We start from the raw sequence: 16,199 nt of genomic DNA, 5'->3' as shown, positions 1-16,199 counted from the left end.
ATAAAATACTAAGACTTCACTAATTCTTTCGTTTCTTCCATTCGAACGGATACTATCTTGGAAACACCTAATTCCTGCATCGTCATTCCATATAGAACATCTGAACTTTCCATCGTCCCTTTTCGATGAGTGATTACAATAAATTGTGTCTCTTCACTAAACTTTTTCAAGAATTGGCTGAACCGAAGAACATTTGCTTCATCAAGGGCAGCTTCGACTTCATCAAGAATACAAAAAGGAACTGGACGAACTTTTAATATTGAAAACAAAAGGGCAATTGCAGTCAGTGCTCTTTCACCGCCAGAAAGTAATGCAAGATTTTGCAGTTTTTTCCCAGGTGGCTGCGCAATAATCTCTACACCTGTTTGTAGAAGGTCATTGGAATCCGTCAACTTAAGCTCAGCCCTACCTCCGCCAAACAGCGCTTTAAATACTGTTTCGAATTGACTTTGAATCGCATAAAAGGTTTCGGCAAACCGCCGTTTCATTTCATCATCCATTTCATCAATTACTTGGAAAAGGGTGTCTTTAGCTGTATGAAGGTCATCTTTCTGTTCTAAGAGAAAATGATATCGCTCTGCTACCCTATCATATTCCTCGATTGCCCCAAGATTAACCGTCCCAATCTCTTCCACCGCAAGCTTAATTAATTTAACCTTTTTTCTCGCTTCATCTGCCTCAATCGTTAATGGATACTGCTCCATCGCTCCCTCAAAGGAAAGAAAATATTCTTCACGTAAATGATTAAGTCGATTCTCAAGTTCAAAGTCCAATCTGTTAAGCCGAACTTCTTCATCCTTTACTGCCTCTGCAATTCCTTTATGAACTCGCTTCTGTTCCTTACTCTCACATTCATAATCTTCTAATTGTGATTGTAAATCAACTCTTTCTTTACGTTTCTGTGCAATGAGTTTTATTGCTTCATTTTTATCAATAAGCTTATTTTGAGCAGCTGTTTCTATTATTTCCTCACCGCTTGAACTATCTGTCATCTCATTCGATAATAGAGACAGATCTTCTTGATAATCCGCTACCTTACGGATTTCTTCCATAAGGCTATTGTTAATTCGTGTATATTTTTCGGATTGATTTTGGAGCTGCTCACGCTTTGAAGCAAGCTTCACTTTCACCTCATTTGTTTCTTCAATCAGCGTTTCTTTTGACGTTTGCTGAGACTGTTTTTGCTTACTTAATGAGGAAATTTCTTCATCCAGTTTATTAATTTCAATCGCACATCGATTTAACAGTTCATTTACTTCCTGAAGTCGAGCTGATTTCTGACGAGATTCATCTAAGATAGCTTGCTTGTCCAGGTCATATAAATGCAATCGTTCATTAATATTTCGTTCCTGCAATTCAATTTCACGGATTTCACTTTTGCATAACTGTTCCTTTAAACGGAGTGTTTCCCCAACTTTACGAATTTCTTCGATTTTTTCTTCTTCGACTGAAATATCTCGCTTTTGCTGTTTAACTTGCTGTTCAAGCAAAGCTGTCTTTTCTTCCATTGCCAAAAGCTTCCCATTCAATTCATTAAGCTCATTCTTTCTTGATAAAAGGGATGATTGCTTTTGCTTCACAGCTCCTCCAGTCATCGATCCACCTGGATTGACAATATCACCTTCCAGTGTGACGAAGCGATATTTATAAGAAGTAAGCTTCGCTAGCTCATTTGCACCTTTAAGTTCACTTGTAATGATGACGGTGCCGAGCAAGTTAGCAACAATATTCGAATACCTATTATTGAATTGAACAAGACTTTCAGCTGTCCCAATAAATGAAGGGTGATTGCTCAATAACTGAAGCTGTGAAGGTGAGAGCTCACGCGATTTTATAACAGTTAAAGGCAGAAAGGTCGCTCTACCGTATCCATTTCGTTTCAGATAGCTGATCGCTTGTCTTGCATGATTTTCTGTATCCGTTACGATATGCTGCATGGAAGCTCCAAGTGCCGTTTCTATGGCTTGCTGATATTCTTTAGGCACTTTAATTAACTCAGCAATTGCCCCTTCCACGCCATGTAGCGTATCATTCTTTGCTTTTAACACTTCTTTGACACCTTGGAAAAATCCAGCATAATCGTCCTGCATTTCTTCAAGCATATCTTTACGGGACTTGGATTGCTGAAGGAATTGATAGGCCTGATATAGAAGCTTTTCCTGTTTTTGATAGGTTGCTTTAATAGACTCAAGCTTTTTCTGTTCTTCCCGAAAAGAAAAAACATACTGTTCAATTTGCTGTGTCACTTCATTAAAACCATCGAGACTGATTACTTTCTTCTTTTCAACCTCTGCACGTTCACTGAGATATTTACCGTTTTCCTGATCAAGACGGGCATTTCTCGTTTTCTGCTGATTAAGCTGTTGTTGCAGGTGCTGTGTTTCATTTCTTGCAGCAGCTTGCTTATTCAGCCATTCAATGTAGTCACTCTTCAAGGTTTCAATTGTTTCCTCAAGATTTTCGCTAAACAGCCCGATACTTTTTTGTTTTTCATTAAGATCTTTCTGAAGCCCTTTTACATCACTCTCTAAAATCGCTAATACTTTACCTTCACGATCCTTTTCATCTTTTAGAGAAAGAATGCTTTTCTCACCATCTACAATGGATTTCTCAAGTTGATGCTTGTTTTGTGAGGCATTTTTTTTACGTTCTTTTAAAACTTCTTTACGACCTTCAAGTTTTTCAAGCTCCTCACTTGCGTGAAGCAATACCGCCTGAAGTTCATTAACAGACTCATCCAATGCATAAATATGATCACGAATGTTTTCTACATCTGCTTCTTTTTTCTGAAGTGATATTGATAATTCCATTTCCTGATCAGTGTGCCGCTTTAACTCTTGAGATAGCCTATTCCATTTTTCATGAAGTGTTTTAATTTCATGAACAGTTAAAGCGACTTCAATTTGTTTAAGATCTTCTTTTTTTTCTAAAAATTCTTTTGCTAGGGAAGATTGAATCTTTAATGGTTCGACCTGCCCTTCCAATTCAGAAAGAATATCCTGTACCCGGGTTAAATTTTCCTGTGTTTCAAATAGCTTATGTTCTGCCTTTTTCTTTCTGGATTTATACTTTAATACACCAGCAGCTTCTTCAATGATGACTCTTCTTTCTTCCGCTTTACTGCTCAGTATCTCTTCGACTTTCCCTTGACTGATGATAGAGAAAGCTTCCTTGCCGAGGCCTGAATCCATAAATAAGTCAATGATATCCTTGAGTCGACAAGATTGATTATTAATCAAAAAGTCACTGTCACCTGAACGATACACTCTTCTAGTAACACTGACTTCATGAAAGTCGATTGGAAGCGTATTGTTTTCGTTATCTAATGTTAACGTTACTTCAGCGAAATTAAGCGCCTTTCTTGAGTCACTCCCAGAAAAAATGACATCCTCCATTTTCGCGCCTCTTAGTGATTTTGCAGACTGTTCACCCAATACCCAACGAACAGCATCAATAATATTACTTTTTCCGCTTCCATTTGGACCGACAATCGCTGTTACTCCCGGTACAAAATCTACGGAAACCCTTTCTGCAAAGGATTTAAATCCCACAACGTCCAATCGTTTGAGGAACATACTTTCTCCCCCTCTTTTCAACTCTACTCGTTGAATCATTCATTCTATCTATTTCTTTGCTTCTCTAAGAGTTGTTAATGCTATCTGGGCGGCACGTTGTTCTGCTTCTTTTTTTGACTTACCGCTCCCAATCCCTAGCTCTCCATTGTTCAAGGACACTTTTGAAACAAACTCCCGGTTATGCGCTGGTCCTTTTTCATGCATAATTTGATACTCAAGTATTCCAACTCCATCTCGCTGCACGAGTTCCTGCAATTGGCTCTTATAATCCATCACATGAGAAAAAGCACCCTCATTAATTTTAGGAAACACTACTTTTTCCAAAAACTGAACGACTCTTTCAAGTCCTTGATCTAAATACAAGGCACCGATAAATGCTTCGAATACATCGGCAAGTAAAGCAGGACGCTGTCTTCCACCTGTCATTTCTTCCCCTTTTCCAAGCAAAATCAATTTACCGAATGATATATCATTCGCAAACGAAACAAGAGAAGGCTCACAAACGATTGCTGCTCTTAACTTCGTAAGTTCCCCTTCACTCATCATCGGATATTTATTGAATAAGTATTTGGATACTGTTAATTCAAGTACTGCGTCTCCTAAAAATTCAAGCCTTTCATTATCTTCATAAGGCTTCCGGCGATGCTCATTCACATAAGATGAATGGGTAAAAGCTTGCTTTAACAATTTTTCATTAGTAAAAAGAAAACCTGTGCTTTCTTGAAATTGTTTAAACATCGAATCTTTCATTACTGACTTTCGCTTATTTCCATTGTTTCTCATCTTAAAAAACCCTCCACTAACAACTCAATAATCCTAGCTAAACTAAAAACTAAAGGGAGCCCACATATCGATTTTCGCACAAGTCATACAAGAGGACCGGAAGTGTTACTCCCAATCGAAATGAATGGGCTTATGACCACGAACCAATTCGCCCGCGGTTGGACACCAAATGAATTCAGTAGTGCAAAGAAGCTTGACAAAGACAGCCAAGCTTATTTTGTATTATATCATAAGAAAAACCCATACGCCCATTCAATTGGGCATATCTCAACCAAAATTAGAGGGTGTTTTTTCGTACTAGGGATTACTCAAGTAGCCCAGTAAAATAGCAGACGAATTTTTACGCCACTCTTACTTTTTGCCCCTTACATTTTCATTGCATACGCTCGATGAACTTTTTTATTCTTTAAACACACACTTTTAGTATGCCACATAGTAACATCTCGCAGTTAACTATTTCAATTTGGAGTAAAGGCCCATATTCGTATCTGTATTTAGTTTTCTTTTGAACATATAGAAAAAGACCAGATTCCACATTCATCATGAAGCTTCAAAATGAATGGTTTTATGGAATCTGGTCCTTGACTGACTACCTAAAGTAGTCCGCTCCGAGATTAATTCATTACATCGTGCTCTTTATGTAATTCACAGCATCTCCTACTGTTGTAAGTTTTTCTGCATCATCATCTGAAATTTCCATGCCGAACTCGTCTTCAAGTTCCATAACTAGTTCTACTACATCAAGGGAATCCGCACCAAGATCTTCTTTGAATGAAGCTTCTAATTTAACTTCAGCTTCTTCAACATTTAATCGGTCTACTACGATTTTCGTTACGCGTTCTAATACGTCTGCCACTGCATTCACCTCCCCTCAAGCCATTATAGTGTTTTTTTTCAAAAGCGCAAGAATTTTTATCAAAAAATTCGATAGCCTTTTATTATCTTTAAAATGAAAAGCGGTCTTTACATGACCATACCACCATCAACATGTAGTGTTTGTCCAGTCATATAAGCACTAGCTTCTGATGCTAGAAAAGTTACAACTCCAGCAACATCTTTTGGATCACCGAAGCGGGATAACGGAATTTGTGAAAGCATAGCACTTTGTATTTCATCTGTAAGCGTTTCAGTCATATCCGAAGTGATGAACCCAGGCGCTACAGCGTTCACTGTAATTCCTCTTGAAGCAAGCTCTTTCGCTACCGTTTTCGTTAATCCAATCACGCCCGCTTTAGCAGCAACATAATTCGCCTGTCCAGCGTTTCCACTAACACCAACGATAGAGGCAATATTAATAATTCTACCACTGCGCTGTTTCATCATCGGACGAGTAACCGCCTTCGTGCAAAGGAATACGCCCTTCAAGTTTGTGTTGATGACATCATCCCATTCATTTTCTTTCATTCTCATCAACAAATTATCTCTAGTAATTCCAGCATTATTCACCATAATATCAATGCGTGGAAATTTTTCAGTAACACTTTTGATCATCGCTGTCACAGAATCAGAATTAGACACATCACATTGAATAGCAAAAGCTTCTCGACCTAATAATTGAATCTCTTCCACCACTTCATTTGCTTTCGCTTCACTTCCAGCATAGTTTACTGCAACATGCGCACCTTGTCGGGCCAGTTCAAGCGCTATCTCCTTACCAATGCCACGTGAAGCACCTGTTACAAGTGCGTATTTTCCTTCTAATAACATTTTATTCCCCCCTCAATGCTTCTACTGTCTTATTCAAACTCTCTGTATCATAGACGGAATAAATCTTAACAGAACGATCGATTTTCTTAATCAGTCCGCTCAAGACTTTCCCAGGACCGACTTCAATAAACGTATCTACCCCTAAAGAAAGCAATGTTTTCACACTATCTTCCCATAAGACAGGGGAGTACAGCTGTTCAATTAATTTTTCTTTAATATCCTTTGCAGCGGTTACTGGTTGTGCAGTTACATTAGAGATAACAGGAACTTTACAATCACGAACGTCAATTTCGTCCAAAACAGATTGAAGTTTAGATGCAGCCGGCTCCATAAGAACAGAATGGAAAGGACCACTAACATCAAGTGAGATAGCACGCTTAGCACCTTGTTCTTTCGCTTCTTTCCCCGCAAGTTCTACCCCTGTTGCGCTTCCTGAAATAACGATTTGACCAGGACAATTAATATTCGCTAATTGAACTGGTTCCCCGTTTTTTGTAACAGATTCTGTAATGTCCGCTAATATTTCACGGTCCATCCCTAAAATTGCGGCCATTGCTCCTTGACCGTTCGGAACCGCTTCTTCCATAAATTCTCCACGCTTACTCACTGTATGTACGGCATCTTTAAAGTCGATTGCCTGACTAGCAACTAAAGCAGAATATTCTCCTAAACTATGTCCTGCTGTGTAATCAGGAGATATCCCTTCACCCTTCAATGCTTCAAATAATGCATAACTCACCGTCAAAATAGCGGGTTGTGCATGATAAGTTAATGTAAGCTTTTCTTGTGGGCCATTGAAAATAAGATCTGATAATGAATAGTTAAGTGTTGTATCAGCAAGATGAAAATTTTGTTGTACTTTTTCATTTTGTTCATACATATCTTTCCCCATTCCAACGATTTGTGATCCTTGACCTGGAAAAACAAAAGCAATTTTCCCCATAGCTTTCTCTCCCTACATGTATTATTTTCATTCGATTGCAGTCTTAATCGTTGTCACCATTTCGTTAGAAACCATGATTCTTGTCTGGCGTACTGCATTATAGATGGCATTAGCATCTGATGATCCATGTGCCTTAATGACAGGGGCCTTCAATCCAAATAAGGCTGCTCCACCGTATTCAGAGTAATCCATTTGGTTTTTAATTCCCCTTAGCTCTGGCTTTAATACAGCTGCTGCCAACTTACTTTTCATATTGCTCATTAATGCACTTTTTAACATTGTAAATACACTCATGGCTGTCCCTTCAATGGATTTGAGCACAATGTTGCCAGTAAACCCATCAGTAACAACCACATCTACAGGACCTTCAAGCAAGTCTCTAGCTTCAACATTCCCAACAAAGTTAATATTAGCTTCTTTTAAGAGTGTAAAAGCTTGTTTTGTTAATTCATTCCCTTTTTTCTCCTCGGTACCAATATTAAGTAAGCCAACACGAGGGCTTGAAATTCCCCTAGCCTTCTCAGCATAGATCGAACCCATAATGGCATATTGGACAAGATGTTCAGGCTTCGCATCTGCATTCGCACCGACATCAAGCAAGACAAATCCTCTACCATCGATTGTTGGTAATGTCGGCGAAAGTGCCGGACGCTCGATACCCGGAATACGACCAACAACGAAAAGCCCTGTAGCCATTAAAGCACCTGTGTTACCCGCAGAGATGCATGCATCCGCTATTCCATCTGCTACTTGCTGGGCCGCTAATACCATCGATGCCGCCTTTTTTCTTCGTACTGCACGAACAGGCTCATCCGTACTTAGAATTTTTTCTTCTGTATGTATGATTGTGATCCGCTCTTTATTGGTTAAGTGAGCGTTGATTTGAGTTTCATCTCCGACAAGAATAATCTCTACATCATGAAATGCTTGAACAGCCTTCATCGCTCCGAGTACTGTTTCTTTCGGACCATGGTCTCCACCCATTACATCCATCGCTATCTTCATCGTTTTTCATCCTTTTCTAGCTGACATGATCGGAACATCTCGAACTCTCCCTTAAAAACCAGTTCATTCCCTACAAAACTACTTACTTCAACGAGAGAACGATCTGCTAAATGATCAGTCTTCAGCACCTTCGCCTTGGCAATAACTCTTTCGTTTTCCTTTACTGAACGGGTAAACAAGATAGAAGCTTTTGCTGTTAAAGCCAACTCGTCATTAATGACAGCAACCGCTAAAGAGTTTGCCTGTGCAAATAAATGATGTCCCCTTGCTATCCCGTTTCGTTGGAAAACATGTTCTTTTTTTATATCTAAAATTGAAATAGCTTGTTGATCTAAATGTATATCAATTACTTCACCGATGACTTCTTCCAACGGTAAAGCCCGTACTTCATCAGTTAATGTTTGCTCCGCTACATTTTTAATGCGCTCACGAAGCTCAGGTATTGATAATTCAAGTCGGTCTAAACGTATAGTTTGTACACTAACCGAAAATTTATTAGCCAGCTCCTCATCTGTAACAAAAGGGTTTTCCTTTATCGTTTCGATTAACAACTGCTGGCGTTCCTTCTTATTTCTTCGCATTTTGAAGGTCACCATCCATAGTATTATGACTAGGTACTAATAGTAGTATATAGATAAAAAAAGCAGATTGCAAGAACAAAAGCGCAAGCAGATTGACCAACCCAAAATCTACCTAAGCCAAGCAAAGCTGCATGAGGAACGGCCTTCTCCCCCATCAGATTGCTTGGCTTACGGGCTAGAGGTTAGGATGCTTGAATTAGACATCAAAACTCGTTTAAAACATATATCTCTCATATTTTTCAAACTAAACTGTCACCAGTCCTAGGCTACAAAAAACAAGTTATGTTAACATAACTGTCCCCCGTTCGTAACAGGTGCTATGAAAAGCATCAATACTTGTTAAACACGTACTTAAAAAATCTATCAATCAAGCTTCTCACCATTCAATACGCCCGTTTCTTCAAGGCTCTTTCTAAGTAGGTTGTATTGGGGGTCATTCCAAAAACTTTCTGAAGCAATTAATCGAGCGGCATCATCTCTCGCTACCTCAAGTGTACGGTAATCATGAACCATATCAGCTACTTTAAAATCAGGTAATCCACTTTGTTTTTTTCCAAAAAAATCACCAGGACCACGCAGCTCCAAATCCTTTTCAGATAGAACGAAGCCATCATTCGTTTCTGTCATAATCTTCATCCGCTCTTTACCATTTTCTGATTTAGGATCTGCAAGAAGGATACAATACGACTGATCACTCCCCCTACCAACACGGCCTCTCAGTTGATGTAATTGGGCAAGACCAAACCGCTCTGCATCATATATGACCATGACCGTCGCATTCGGCACATTCACACCCACTTCAACCACGGTTGTAGAGACAAGTATCTGAGCCTCATTATCACTGAATTGCTTCATAATACTTTCTTTCTCATCAGCAGGTAAACGACCATGCATTAACCCTACATGAAAACGCCCCGCATAATAGTGGGTGAGCATCCCATGAACGTCCAACACGTTTTGCAAATCGAGTTTTTCAGACTCTTCGATAAGTGGACAAATGACATATGCTTGACGTCCCTGACGTAATTCTTTTTCAATAAAATGGAGTATTCGGTCAAGCATATCATGTTTTGCCCAATACGTTTCAATTACTTTTCTACCTGCTGGCATTTCGTCGATAGTAGAAACGTCCATTTCTCCAAAAACCGTAATCGCCAATGTTCGTGGAATCGGTGTCGCAGTCATAAAGAGTACATCAGGACTTTCCCCTTTTTCTCGGAGAATTCTCCGCTGTCGCACACCGAAACGATGCTGCTCGTCCGTAATCACTAAACCTAAGTTACAAAAATTCACTTCTTCTTGAATGAGCGCATGGGTACCAATTAAAATATCTATTTCTCCCTTTTCCAAAGCTAAAAGAAGCTCACGGCGCCTTTTCCCTTTGACCGAACTCGTAAGAAGGTCGGTCGAAATTCCTACTGGTTCAAGCATAGCCTTTAAGGAATGGGCGTGTTGCTCTGCCAATATTTCTGTAGGCACCATTAGTGCACCTTGATATCCTGCTGTGACAGAAGAAAAAAGGGCAATTGCAGCCACAACGGTTTTCCCTGATCCTACATCTCCTTGAAGCAGACGATTCATTCGAAAAGGGGATGCCATATCAACTGAAATTTCATTTACGACACGTTTTTGAGCATCTGTTAACGGAAAAGGTAAAGATTCGATGAACAGTTTTACCTTTTCCCCATCAAATATTTGCTGAATTCCGCGTGATTGCTCTCTTTGGATTTTACGTATGGCCTGCATTTTCAGCTGAAATAATAAAAATTCCTCGTATACAAATCGTCTTCTAGCTTGCTTGACAGTCTGTGCATTCTCAGGGAAATGCATTGAATGAAGTGCATTTGGCCGAGGCATCAGCTTATAACGAGTTAGTAATGAATCCGGCAAGTTTTCTTCAAGCAACGCTCCATATTGTGCAAAAGCATTTGTAATATATCTTCGTAGTCCTTTGACAGATATACTTCCGCGCACCGAATAAACGGGTTCAAACTCATTCTCCACCTTATGAGAACCAAAATGGCATTCATTTCCGGTTATCATTTGGCGATGACGATCCCATTTACCGGTCACAGTAATTACATCATTTATGTTCATTTTGCTTTTTAAATAAGGCTGATTAAAAAAAATAACCGTGATTAAGTATCTGCCGGTTAATAATTTTAGCATCAGCCTCGACTTTTTCTTGCCGTAATAAGTAAGCGATGGCTGGCTGTGAAGTTTCCCTTCAACTGTAACCCGTTCATCATGCTCCGTCGTTTCTAAATCTTTTAATCGATAATCCTCGTATCTGAATGGTAAATATTCAAATAGGTCCAAAACAGTTGTAACAGCCAGCTCTTCTAGGGCCACTGCTGTTTCATTTCCAATTCCCTTAATGGCGGTCACAGGATCTAATAATGACAGATTCACTCTTGCGTAAGCGGCATACCAAAGATTTTAGCTGCTAAAGCTCGACCAGTTGGTGTATCCGCCAATCCTCCTTCACCCGTTTCTCTTAGTGCAGAAGGCATCGATTGACCAATTTTGAACATTGCACTAATTACTTCATCACAAGGAATACGACTTGTTATACCAGCTAGAGCCATATCAGCCGCTACCATAGCGTTTGCTGCTCCCATTGCATTCCGTTTTACACAAGGTACTTCCACGAGCCCCGCCACTGGATCGCAAACAAGTCCCAGCATATTTTTCAGTGTTATAGCCATTGCTTGTGCACATTGCTGTGGCGTGCCTCCTGCCATTTCCACAATTGCCGCTGCTGCCATTCCTGCTGCTGACCCTACTTCAGCCTGACAACCGCCAGCAGCGCCCGAAATGGATGCATTGTTAGCTACTACAAACCCAAAAGCGCCTGAAGTGAAAAGAAACTCAATTTTTTGTTCGTGGGTAGGATTTAACTTTTTTTGTACTGCAAAAAGTGTTCCTGGAACAACCCCTGCGGAACCAGCAGTCGGCGTTGCACATATCGTTCCCATCGCAGCATTCACTTCATTCGTCGCAACCGCTTTACTTACTGCATCAAGCAACACTTCACCTGAAAGAAAATTTCCTTTTTTTATATATTCTTGCATAAGAACAGCATCGCCACCCGTTAACCCTGAGACAGATTTAACTCCTGCTAGTCCCCTTTCCACCGCTTTTTCCATGACATCAAGATTATTTTCCATTTGTTTCAAGATTTGTTCACGCGTTTTTCCAGTTATTTCAATTTCCTGTTCAATCATGATTGTAGAAATTTTCTTTTGTTTGGACTCTGCCATTTCTACTAATTCCGCTACATTTCGAAACATTTAATATCCTCCTTAGACAAACTAAAAGTCTCTCGCTTATCCGTGACAAGCACAAGAGAGCCGACATGAATGTCGTTTTCTTGACCTTCTTAACAGATTGACTTGTAACCTTAAACAGATAGCGCCTTGCACTAGACATCTTAACTGCTTTAAAAAAACTTATAGAGGCTATTCAAAAAGTCCGGTAAAAAAGCTTGCGAATTGCATCAAAGCTCATGAATGACCTTCTGTTAAAACCGCGCAGGTCTAGAGACGATCGCTCTTCGAACTTTTCGGCTCTTTTATCCTCCTATTTGAACACGCACTAATATTTTCATATTTCTTATTTTGTATGTTCTAGTAATCGTTAATCAACTACTCTCGCAACTTGCGTAATATAAGGAAGTCCTTCAATTTCCGCTAAAACAACGTCATCGATATTCTGGTCTACTTCAATGACCATTAAAGCCATTTTTCCTTTTTCCTTACGCGACACTTCCATATGACCTATATTTATTTCGTGCTTAGATAGAATATTAGCCACGTTAGCAATCGCTCCAAAACGGTCATCATGCACAACTAGAATAGCAGGATGGTGACCAGACAATCGCAACTTGAATCCATTTAGTTCAGTAATTTCAATCTTTCCGCCACCAATAGAAATACCAACCAATTCCAATTCACCTTGCGTGTCGCCAATCACTAATTTCGCTGTGTTTGGATGGTCTGGCACCGCTTCTTCTTCATGAAAAGAAATTTTCATTTTTTTTAAAGCGGCTAAATCTAATGATTGTTTAATTCGTTCATCAAATGTATCAAAATCTAGTAAACCGCCAACAAGCGCAACATCTGTTCCATGCCCTTTATATGTTTTTGCAAATGATCCATACAAATAAATATCAGCCCACTCTGGTTCGCGTCCAAAGAGATTTCTGGCAACTCGTCCAATCCTTGCCGCACCAGCGGTATGTGAACTTGAAGGACCTATCATCACAGGACCGATAATGTCAAATACGCTTTTATACTTCATCGATTACTCTCCTTAGTTTTCAGATTCTTTATCAACCATACCTTTTAATATTTTCTTAATAAATCAAGAACAAGTTCCAATAAAGTGAAACTTCAAGTGTAAGAATATTACGAATCATTCACTCTAAAGAACTTCGGAGCACATAAGTATGTCAATGTTTCTAATGATAAAAAAGAACCGCAATACCGAGAAGGCACGCAGTTCTATTTTGACATTTACAACTTAGATCAGCAAGAGAAAAGATTGGGAGTAATCCTAGTTATTTCTTTTCTTAATGGACGATTGAAAGATGATTATTCAATTGAGAAGATAAAAGAATAGAGCGGCTGATTTCCGCTATGAACTTCAATTTCGACATTAGTAAAGGTCTCGTCACAAAATTCTACCAATTGGTCTACTTCGTCTTGCGTTACATCTTCCCCAAACAGGATCGTTAGAATTTCAGCATCTTCATCGATCATGCTTGTCAAAAGATCTTTAGCCGTTTGAAGCTTTTCTTTGCTCTTCGTTTGAATCTTACCCTCTGATAAGCCCATGAAGTCCCCTGTTTCAATTTCCAATCCATCAATATTCGTATCACGGATCGCATACGTAATCTGGCCGGTTTTGACATGAGACAAAGCTTCTCCCATAGCTACAGCGTTCTCGTTAATGTCGTTGGTTGGATTGAACGCTAAGAGCGCTGACATCCCTTGAGGAACCGTTTTAGAAGGGATAACAACTACATGGTCTCCAAGAAGGTCACAAGCTTGTTGTGCAGCCATAATAATGTTCTTATTATTCGGCAGGATGATAACTTTTTCTGCATTCGCATCTCTAACAGCCTTAACGATATCTTGAGTGCTCGGATTCATCGTTTGGCCGCCCTCAATAACTACGGTCGCACCAATACTTTTAAACAATTCGCTAATACCTGAACCCATTGATATTGAAACAATGCCGTATTTTTCTTTTACTTTCGGTTTTGACCCTACAGTTAAAGTAGCATTTGTTTCACCCACAATAGCTGTGTGCTGCTCGCGCATATTCTCGATTTTTAGTTTAATTAAACTACCGTATTGCTGTCCATAATTCAGACAGTCTCCAGGAGTCTCCGAATGAATATGTACCTTTACCACTTCATCATCCGAAATCACTAGTAAGGAATCACCTAATCGACTTAAATCATTCCGGAATGTCTCCTCGGCAAATGGTTTTTTTAAAATCTTGGCATCTTCAAGTCTCACCATGAACTCTGTACAGTAACCATACACGATATCCTCGGTATTGATGTGGCTTTGGACATTCATATGATGTTCAGCACTAACTAGTTTATCCATAGACGGAAGATGGTCAAGTGTACCAGGAAGATCTTCACCCTTTAATTCAGCTAAAAAACCTTCATATACAAGCACTAAACCTTGTCCACCACTGTCTACTACCCCGACTTCTTTTAATACTGGTAACAAGTCTGGTGTACGATTCAAAGAAGCTTTTGCTTCTTTCACAATTTCCTCCATCACCACGATCAAGTCTTCATGTTTCATAGCAGACATCATCGCTTGTTTTGCAGCATCCTTCGCAACGGTGAGGATGGTTCCTTCTACAGGTTTCATCACTGCTTTATATGCTGTTTCAACACCAGCTTCAAATGCTCGTGCAAATTCTTGACTATTTATTTCGGAGTTCATTTCAATCGATTTTGAAAATCCTCTGAATAGTTGGGAAAGGATAACACCTGAATTACCACGTGCTCCCATCAGCAACCCTTTTGAAAGCGCCGCCCCAACTTTCCCTATATGAACTTGTACATGATTTTGTACTTCCTTCGCACCAGAAGTCATCGATAAATTCATATTTGTCCCTGTATCACCATCAGGAACAGGAAAAACGTTTAATGCATCAACTATTTTAGCATTCGCTGCCAGATTATTGGCACCTTGAATGATCATTTCCGCAAAACGTTTTCCATCTAAGATTGTTATTGACACAAAACTTCCTCCTCGATTTAAGGGTTCGTTACGCGAACTCCCTGTACAAAAATATTAACTGAATCTGCAGCTAATCCGACCGTTTTGTCCAGGGTGTATTTTACCTTTGACTGTACATTGTGCGCAACTTCGGAAATCTTTGTTCCATAGCTTACAATAATAAACATATCAATGTGGACTTCATCATTTTCTTGGCGTACAATCACACCTTTAGTGAAGTTCTCACGACGCAAGATTTCCGTTATGCCATCTTTAATTTGTTTCTTAGAAGCCATTCCTACAATACCGTAACAATCCACCGCAGCGCCACCTGCAACTGTAGCAATTACATCGTTAGAAATATCAATTTGCCCAAATTTAGTTTTTAATTCAATAGACATATACGTTCCCCTCCCAAAATCTCATTAGCTATAAACATTTTACTATATTGGCAAGTGTATTAAAAGGAATTGTCATGCCGTGTTAGTATAAATCAATTATCTGCCATGCATGTCAAGGTATTTTTCTTGAAAGTAATGAACAGAAGTATTGCATTCTCCAGATAGGTGTGATAAATTATTAAGGTATTTCATAAGACTTAAGATACTATGAAAACCTAAGCATTAGTAGTTAGGAGGGAATTTAATATGGCACGTCAATGTGTAATCACTGGTAGAAAAACTCGATCTGGTAATAAACGCTCACACGCAATGAATGCTAACAAACGTACATGGGGGGCTAACCTTCAAAAAGTACGTATTTTAGTTGACGGTAAACCTAAACGTGTATACGTTTCTGCAAGAGCTCTTAAATCTGGTAAAGTAGAACGCGTATAATGTAAACGGCATCCTTGCATAAGGGTGCCTTTTTAATTTATCGGCAACAACCATAAGCCAATGCATAGAAGTCCCAACCTGCCATTGGATACCATAACGATGCTTTCTCCTCAAGCATAATTGTACCATTCAATAAGATCAACTAGCCATCGCTCTAAGAGGATGTTTAAAAAACTGGTAAAAAATTGCATCAAAGCACATAAATAATCTTCTGTGCAAGTCCGGTCCCAAACGTCACTGCATACGCGAAAGGTTCTCGAGATGCGCTCGCAGAACTTCTTGGCTCTTTTTATCCTTCTTTTTGAACACGTATTATAAAGAACTTTAGTTTTTCCTCAAAAAAAACACCCAAAATCCGGGTGTTTGTTATCAATTATATATCTTCAGCCTTTCTTGAACGCTCCAAGCATCGCTCTTACCAAGCCGCCTATGACTTTTGGTAGCTTAATTGTATAAAATTTCATAATGCCCCTCCTCGTATACATCTGCTCTTACATTCAGAAACATCACTAATTGCC

The 16,199-nt window shown here is 39.4% G+C and carries 15 protein-coding genes; 2 read left to right on the top strand and 13 right to left on the bottom strand.

Annotation, left to right across the window (positions count from 1 at the left end; translation table 11 throughout):
- Window positions 1–8: 8 nt before the first annotated feature.
- Window positions 9–3,575, bottom strand: coding sequence for a chromosome segregation protein SMC (smc, locus tag AC1MGI_RS12365; RefSeq protein WP_480345521.1), 3,567 nt, complete (start codon window positions 3,573–3,575; stop codon window positions 9–11).
- 48 nt (window positions 3,576–3,623) lie between these two features.
- Window positions 3,624–4,358 (bottom strand): ribonuclease III, encoded by a 735-nt coding sequence (gene rnc, locus AC1MGI_RS12360; protein ID WP_480345520.1) that lies wholly within the window; start codon window positions 4,356–4,358, stop codon window positions 3,624–3,626.
- A 102-nt stretch (window positions 4,359–4,460) separates the two neighbouring features.
- On the opposite strand from rnc, the gene AC1MGI_RS12355 reads away from it, so the two are divergent.
- Window positions 4,461–4,682: a hypothetical protein gene (locus tag AC1MGI_RS12355; protein ID WP_480345519.1), complete on the top strand. Its 222-nt coding sequence runs from the start codon at window positions 4,461–4,463 to the stop codon at window positions 4,680–4,682.
- Window positions 4,683–4,980: 298 nt separating this feature from the next.
- Here the strand turns inward: AC1MGI_RS12355 and acpP are convergent, their stop codons facing one another.
- The 10 genes from acpP to AC1MGI_RS12305 form a co-directional block, all read right to left on the bottom strand.
- On the bottom strand, window positions 4,981–5,214 hold the full coding sequence (acpP, locus tag AC1MGI_RS12350) for an acyl carrier protein (RefSeq protein ID WP_028392885.1): 234 nt from the start codon (window positions 5,212–5,214) through the stop codon (window positions 4,981–4,983).
- Window positions 5,215–5,321: 107 nt separating this feature from the next.
- Window positions 5,322–6,065, bottom strand: coding sequence for a 3-oxoacyl-[acyl-carrier-protein] reductase (fabG, locus tag AC1MGI_RS12345; protein ID WP_480345518.1), 744 nt, complete (start codon window positions 6,063–6,065; stop codon window positions 5,322–5,324).
- A gap of 1 nt (window position 6,066) precedes the next feature.
- Entirely contained in the window at window positions 6,067–7,008 is a 942-nt protein-coding gene (gene fabD / locus AC1MGI_RS12340) for an ACP S-malonyltransferase (RefSeq protein WP_480345517.1), read from the bottom strand.
- 27 nt (window positions 7,009–7,035) lie between these two features.
- A complete protein-coding gene (gene plsX, locus AC1MGI_RS12335) occupies window positions 7,036–8,013 on the bottom strand; it encodes a phosphate acyltransferase PlsX (RefSeq protein WP_480345516.1) in 978 nt (325 codons plus the stop codon).
- On the bottom strand, window positions 8,010–8,594 hold the full coding sequence (fapR, locus tag AC1MGI_RS12330; protein WP_480345515.1) for a transcription factor FapR: 585 nt from the start codon (window positions 8,592–8,594) through the stop codon (window positions 8,010–8,012). Before fapR ends, plsX begins: the two co-directional genes overlap by 4 nt.
- A 363-nt stretch (window positions 8,595–8,957) precedes the next feature.
- Complete coding sequence (gene recG / locus AC1MGI_RS12325) at window positions 8,958–11,006, bottom strand: ATP-dependent DNA helicase RecG (RefSeq protein WP_480345514.1); 2,049 nt, start codon at window positions 11,004–11,006, stop codon at window positions 8,958–8,960.
- Complete coding sequence (gene sdaAA, locus AC1MGI_RS12320) at window positions 11,003–11,887, bottom strand: L-serine ammonia-lyase, iron-sulfur-dependent, subunit alpha (RefSeq protein WP_480345513.1); 885 nt, start codon at window positions 11,885–11,887, stop codon at window positions 11,003–11,005. The genes recG and sdaAA overlap by 4 nt, the downstream gene beginning before the upstream one ends.
- Window positions 11,888–12,233: 346 nt before the next feature.
- A complete protein-coding gene (sdaAB, locus tag AC1MGI_RS12315) occupies window positions 12,234–12,896 on the bottom strand; it encodes an L-serine ammonia-lyase, iron-sulfur-dependent subunit beta (RefSeq protein WP_480345512.1) in 663 nt (220 codons plus the stop codon).
- A 293-nt stretch (window positions 12,897–13,189) separates the two neighbouring features.
- Window positions 13,190–14,866 carry a DAK2 domain-containing protein gene (locus AC1MGI_RS12310; protein ID WP_480345511.1) on the bottom strand — a complete coding sequence of 559 codons (1,677 nt, stop codon included), beginning with the start codon at window positions 14,864–14,866 and terminating at the stop codon, window positions 13,190–13,192.
- Window positions 14,867–14,883: 17 nt separating this feature from the next.
- Window positions 14,884–15,246, bottom strand: a complete 363-nt coding sequence (locus AC1MGI_RS12305) for an Asp23/Gls24 family envelope stress response protein (RefSeq protein ID WP_062181275.1) — start codon at window positions 15,244–15,246, stop codon at window positions 14,884–14,886.
- Between the two features lie 246 nt (window positions 15,247–15,492).
- Between AC1MGI_RS12305 and rpmB the strand changes: the two genes are divergently transcribed.
- Window positions 15,493–15,681, top strand: coding sequence for a 50S ribosomal protein L28 (rpmB, locus tag AC1MGI_RS12300; RefSeq protein WP_028392895.1), 189 nt, complete (start codon window positions 15,493–15,495; stop codon window positions 15,679–15,681).
- Between the two features lie 383 nt (window positions 15,682–16,064).
- On the opposite strand, the gene spoVM is transcribed toward rpmB, so the two are convergent.
- The gene (gene spoVM / locus AC1MGI_RS12295) at window positions 16,065–16,145 is read right to left on the bottom strand and encodes a stage V sporulation protein SpoVM (RefSeq protein WP_062181279.1); all 81 of its coding nucleotides are present in this window, start codon (window positions 16,143–16,145) and stop codon (window positions 16,065–16,067) included.
- Between the last annotated feature and the right edge of the window lie 54 nt (window positions 16,146–16,199).

The organism is Peribacillus sp. BM1 (assembly GCF_056679975.1).
The sequence above is the reverse complement of the archived record's forward strand: the minus strand, read 5'-3'. Positions and strand labels throughout refer to the sequence as shown.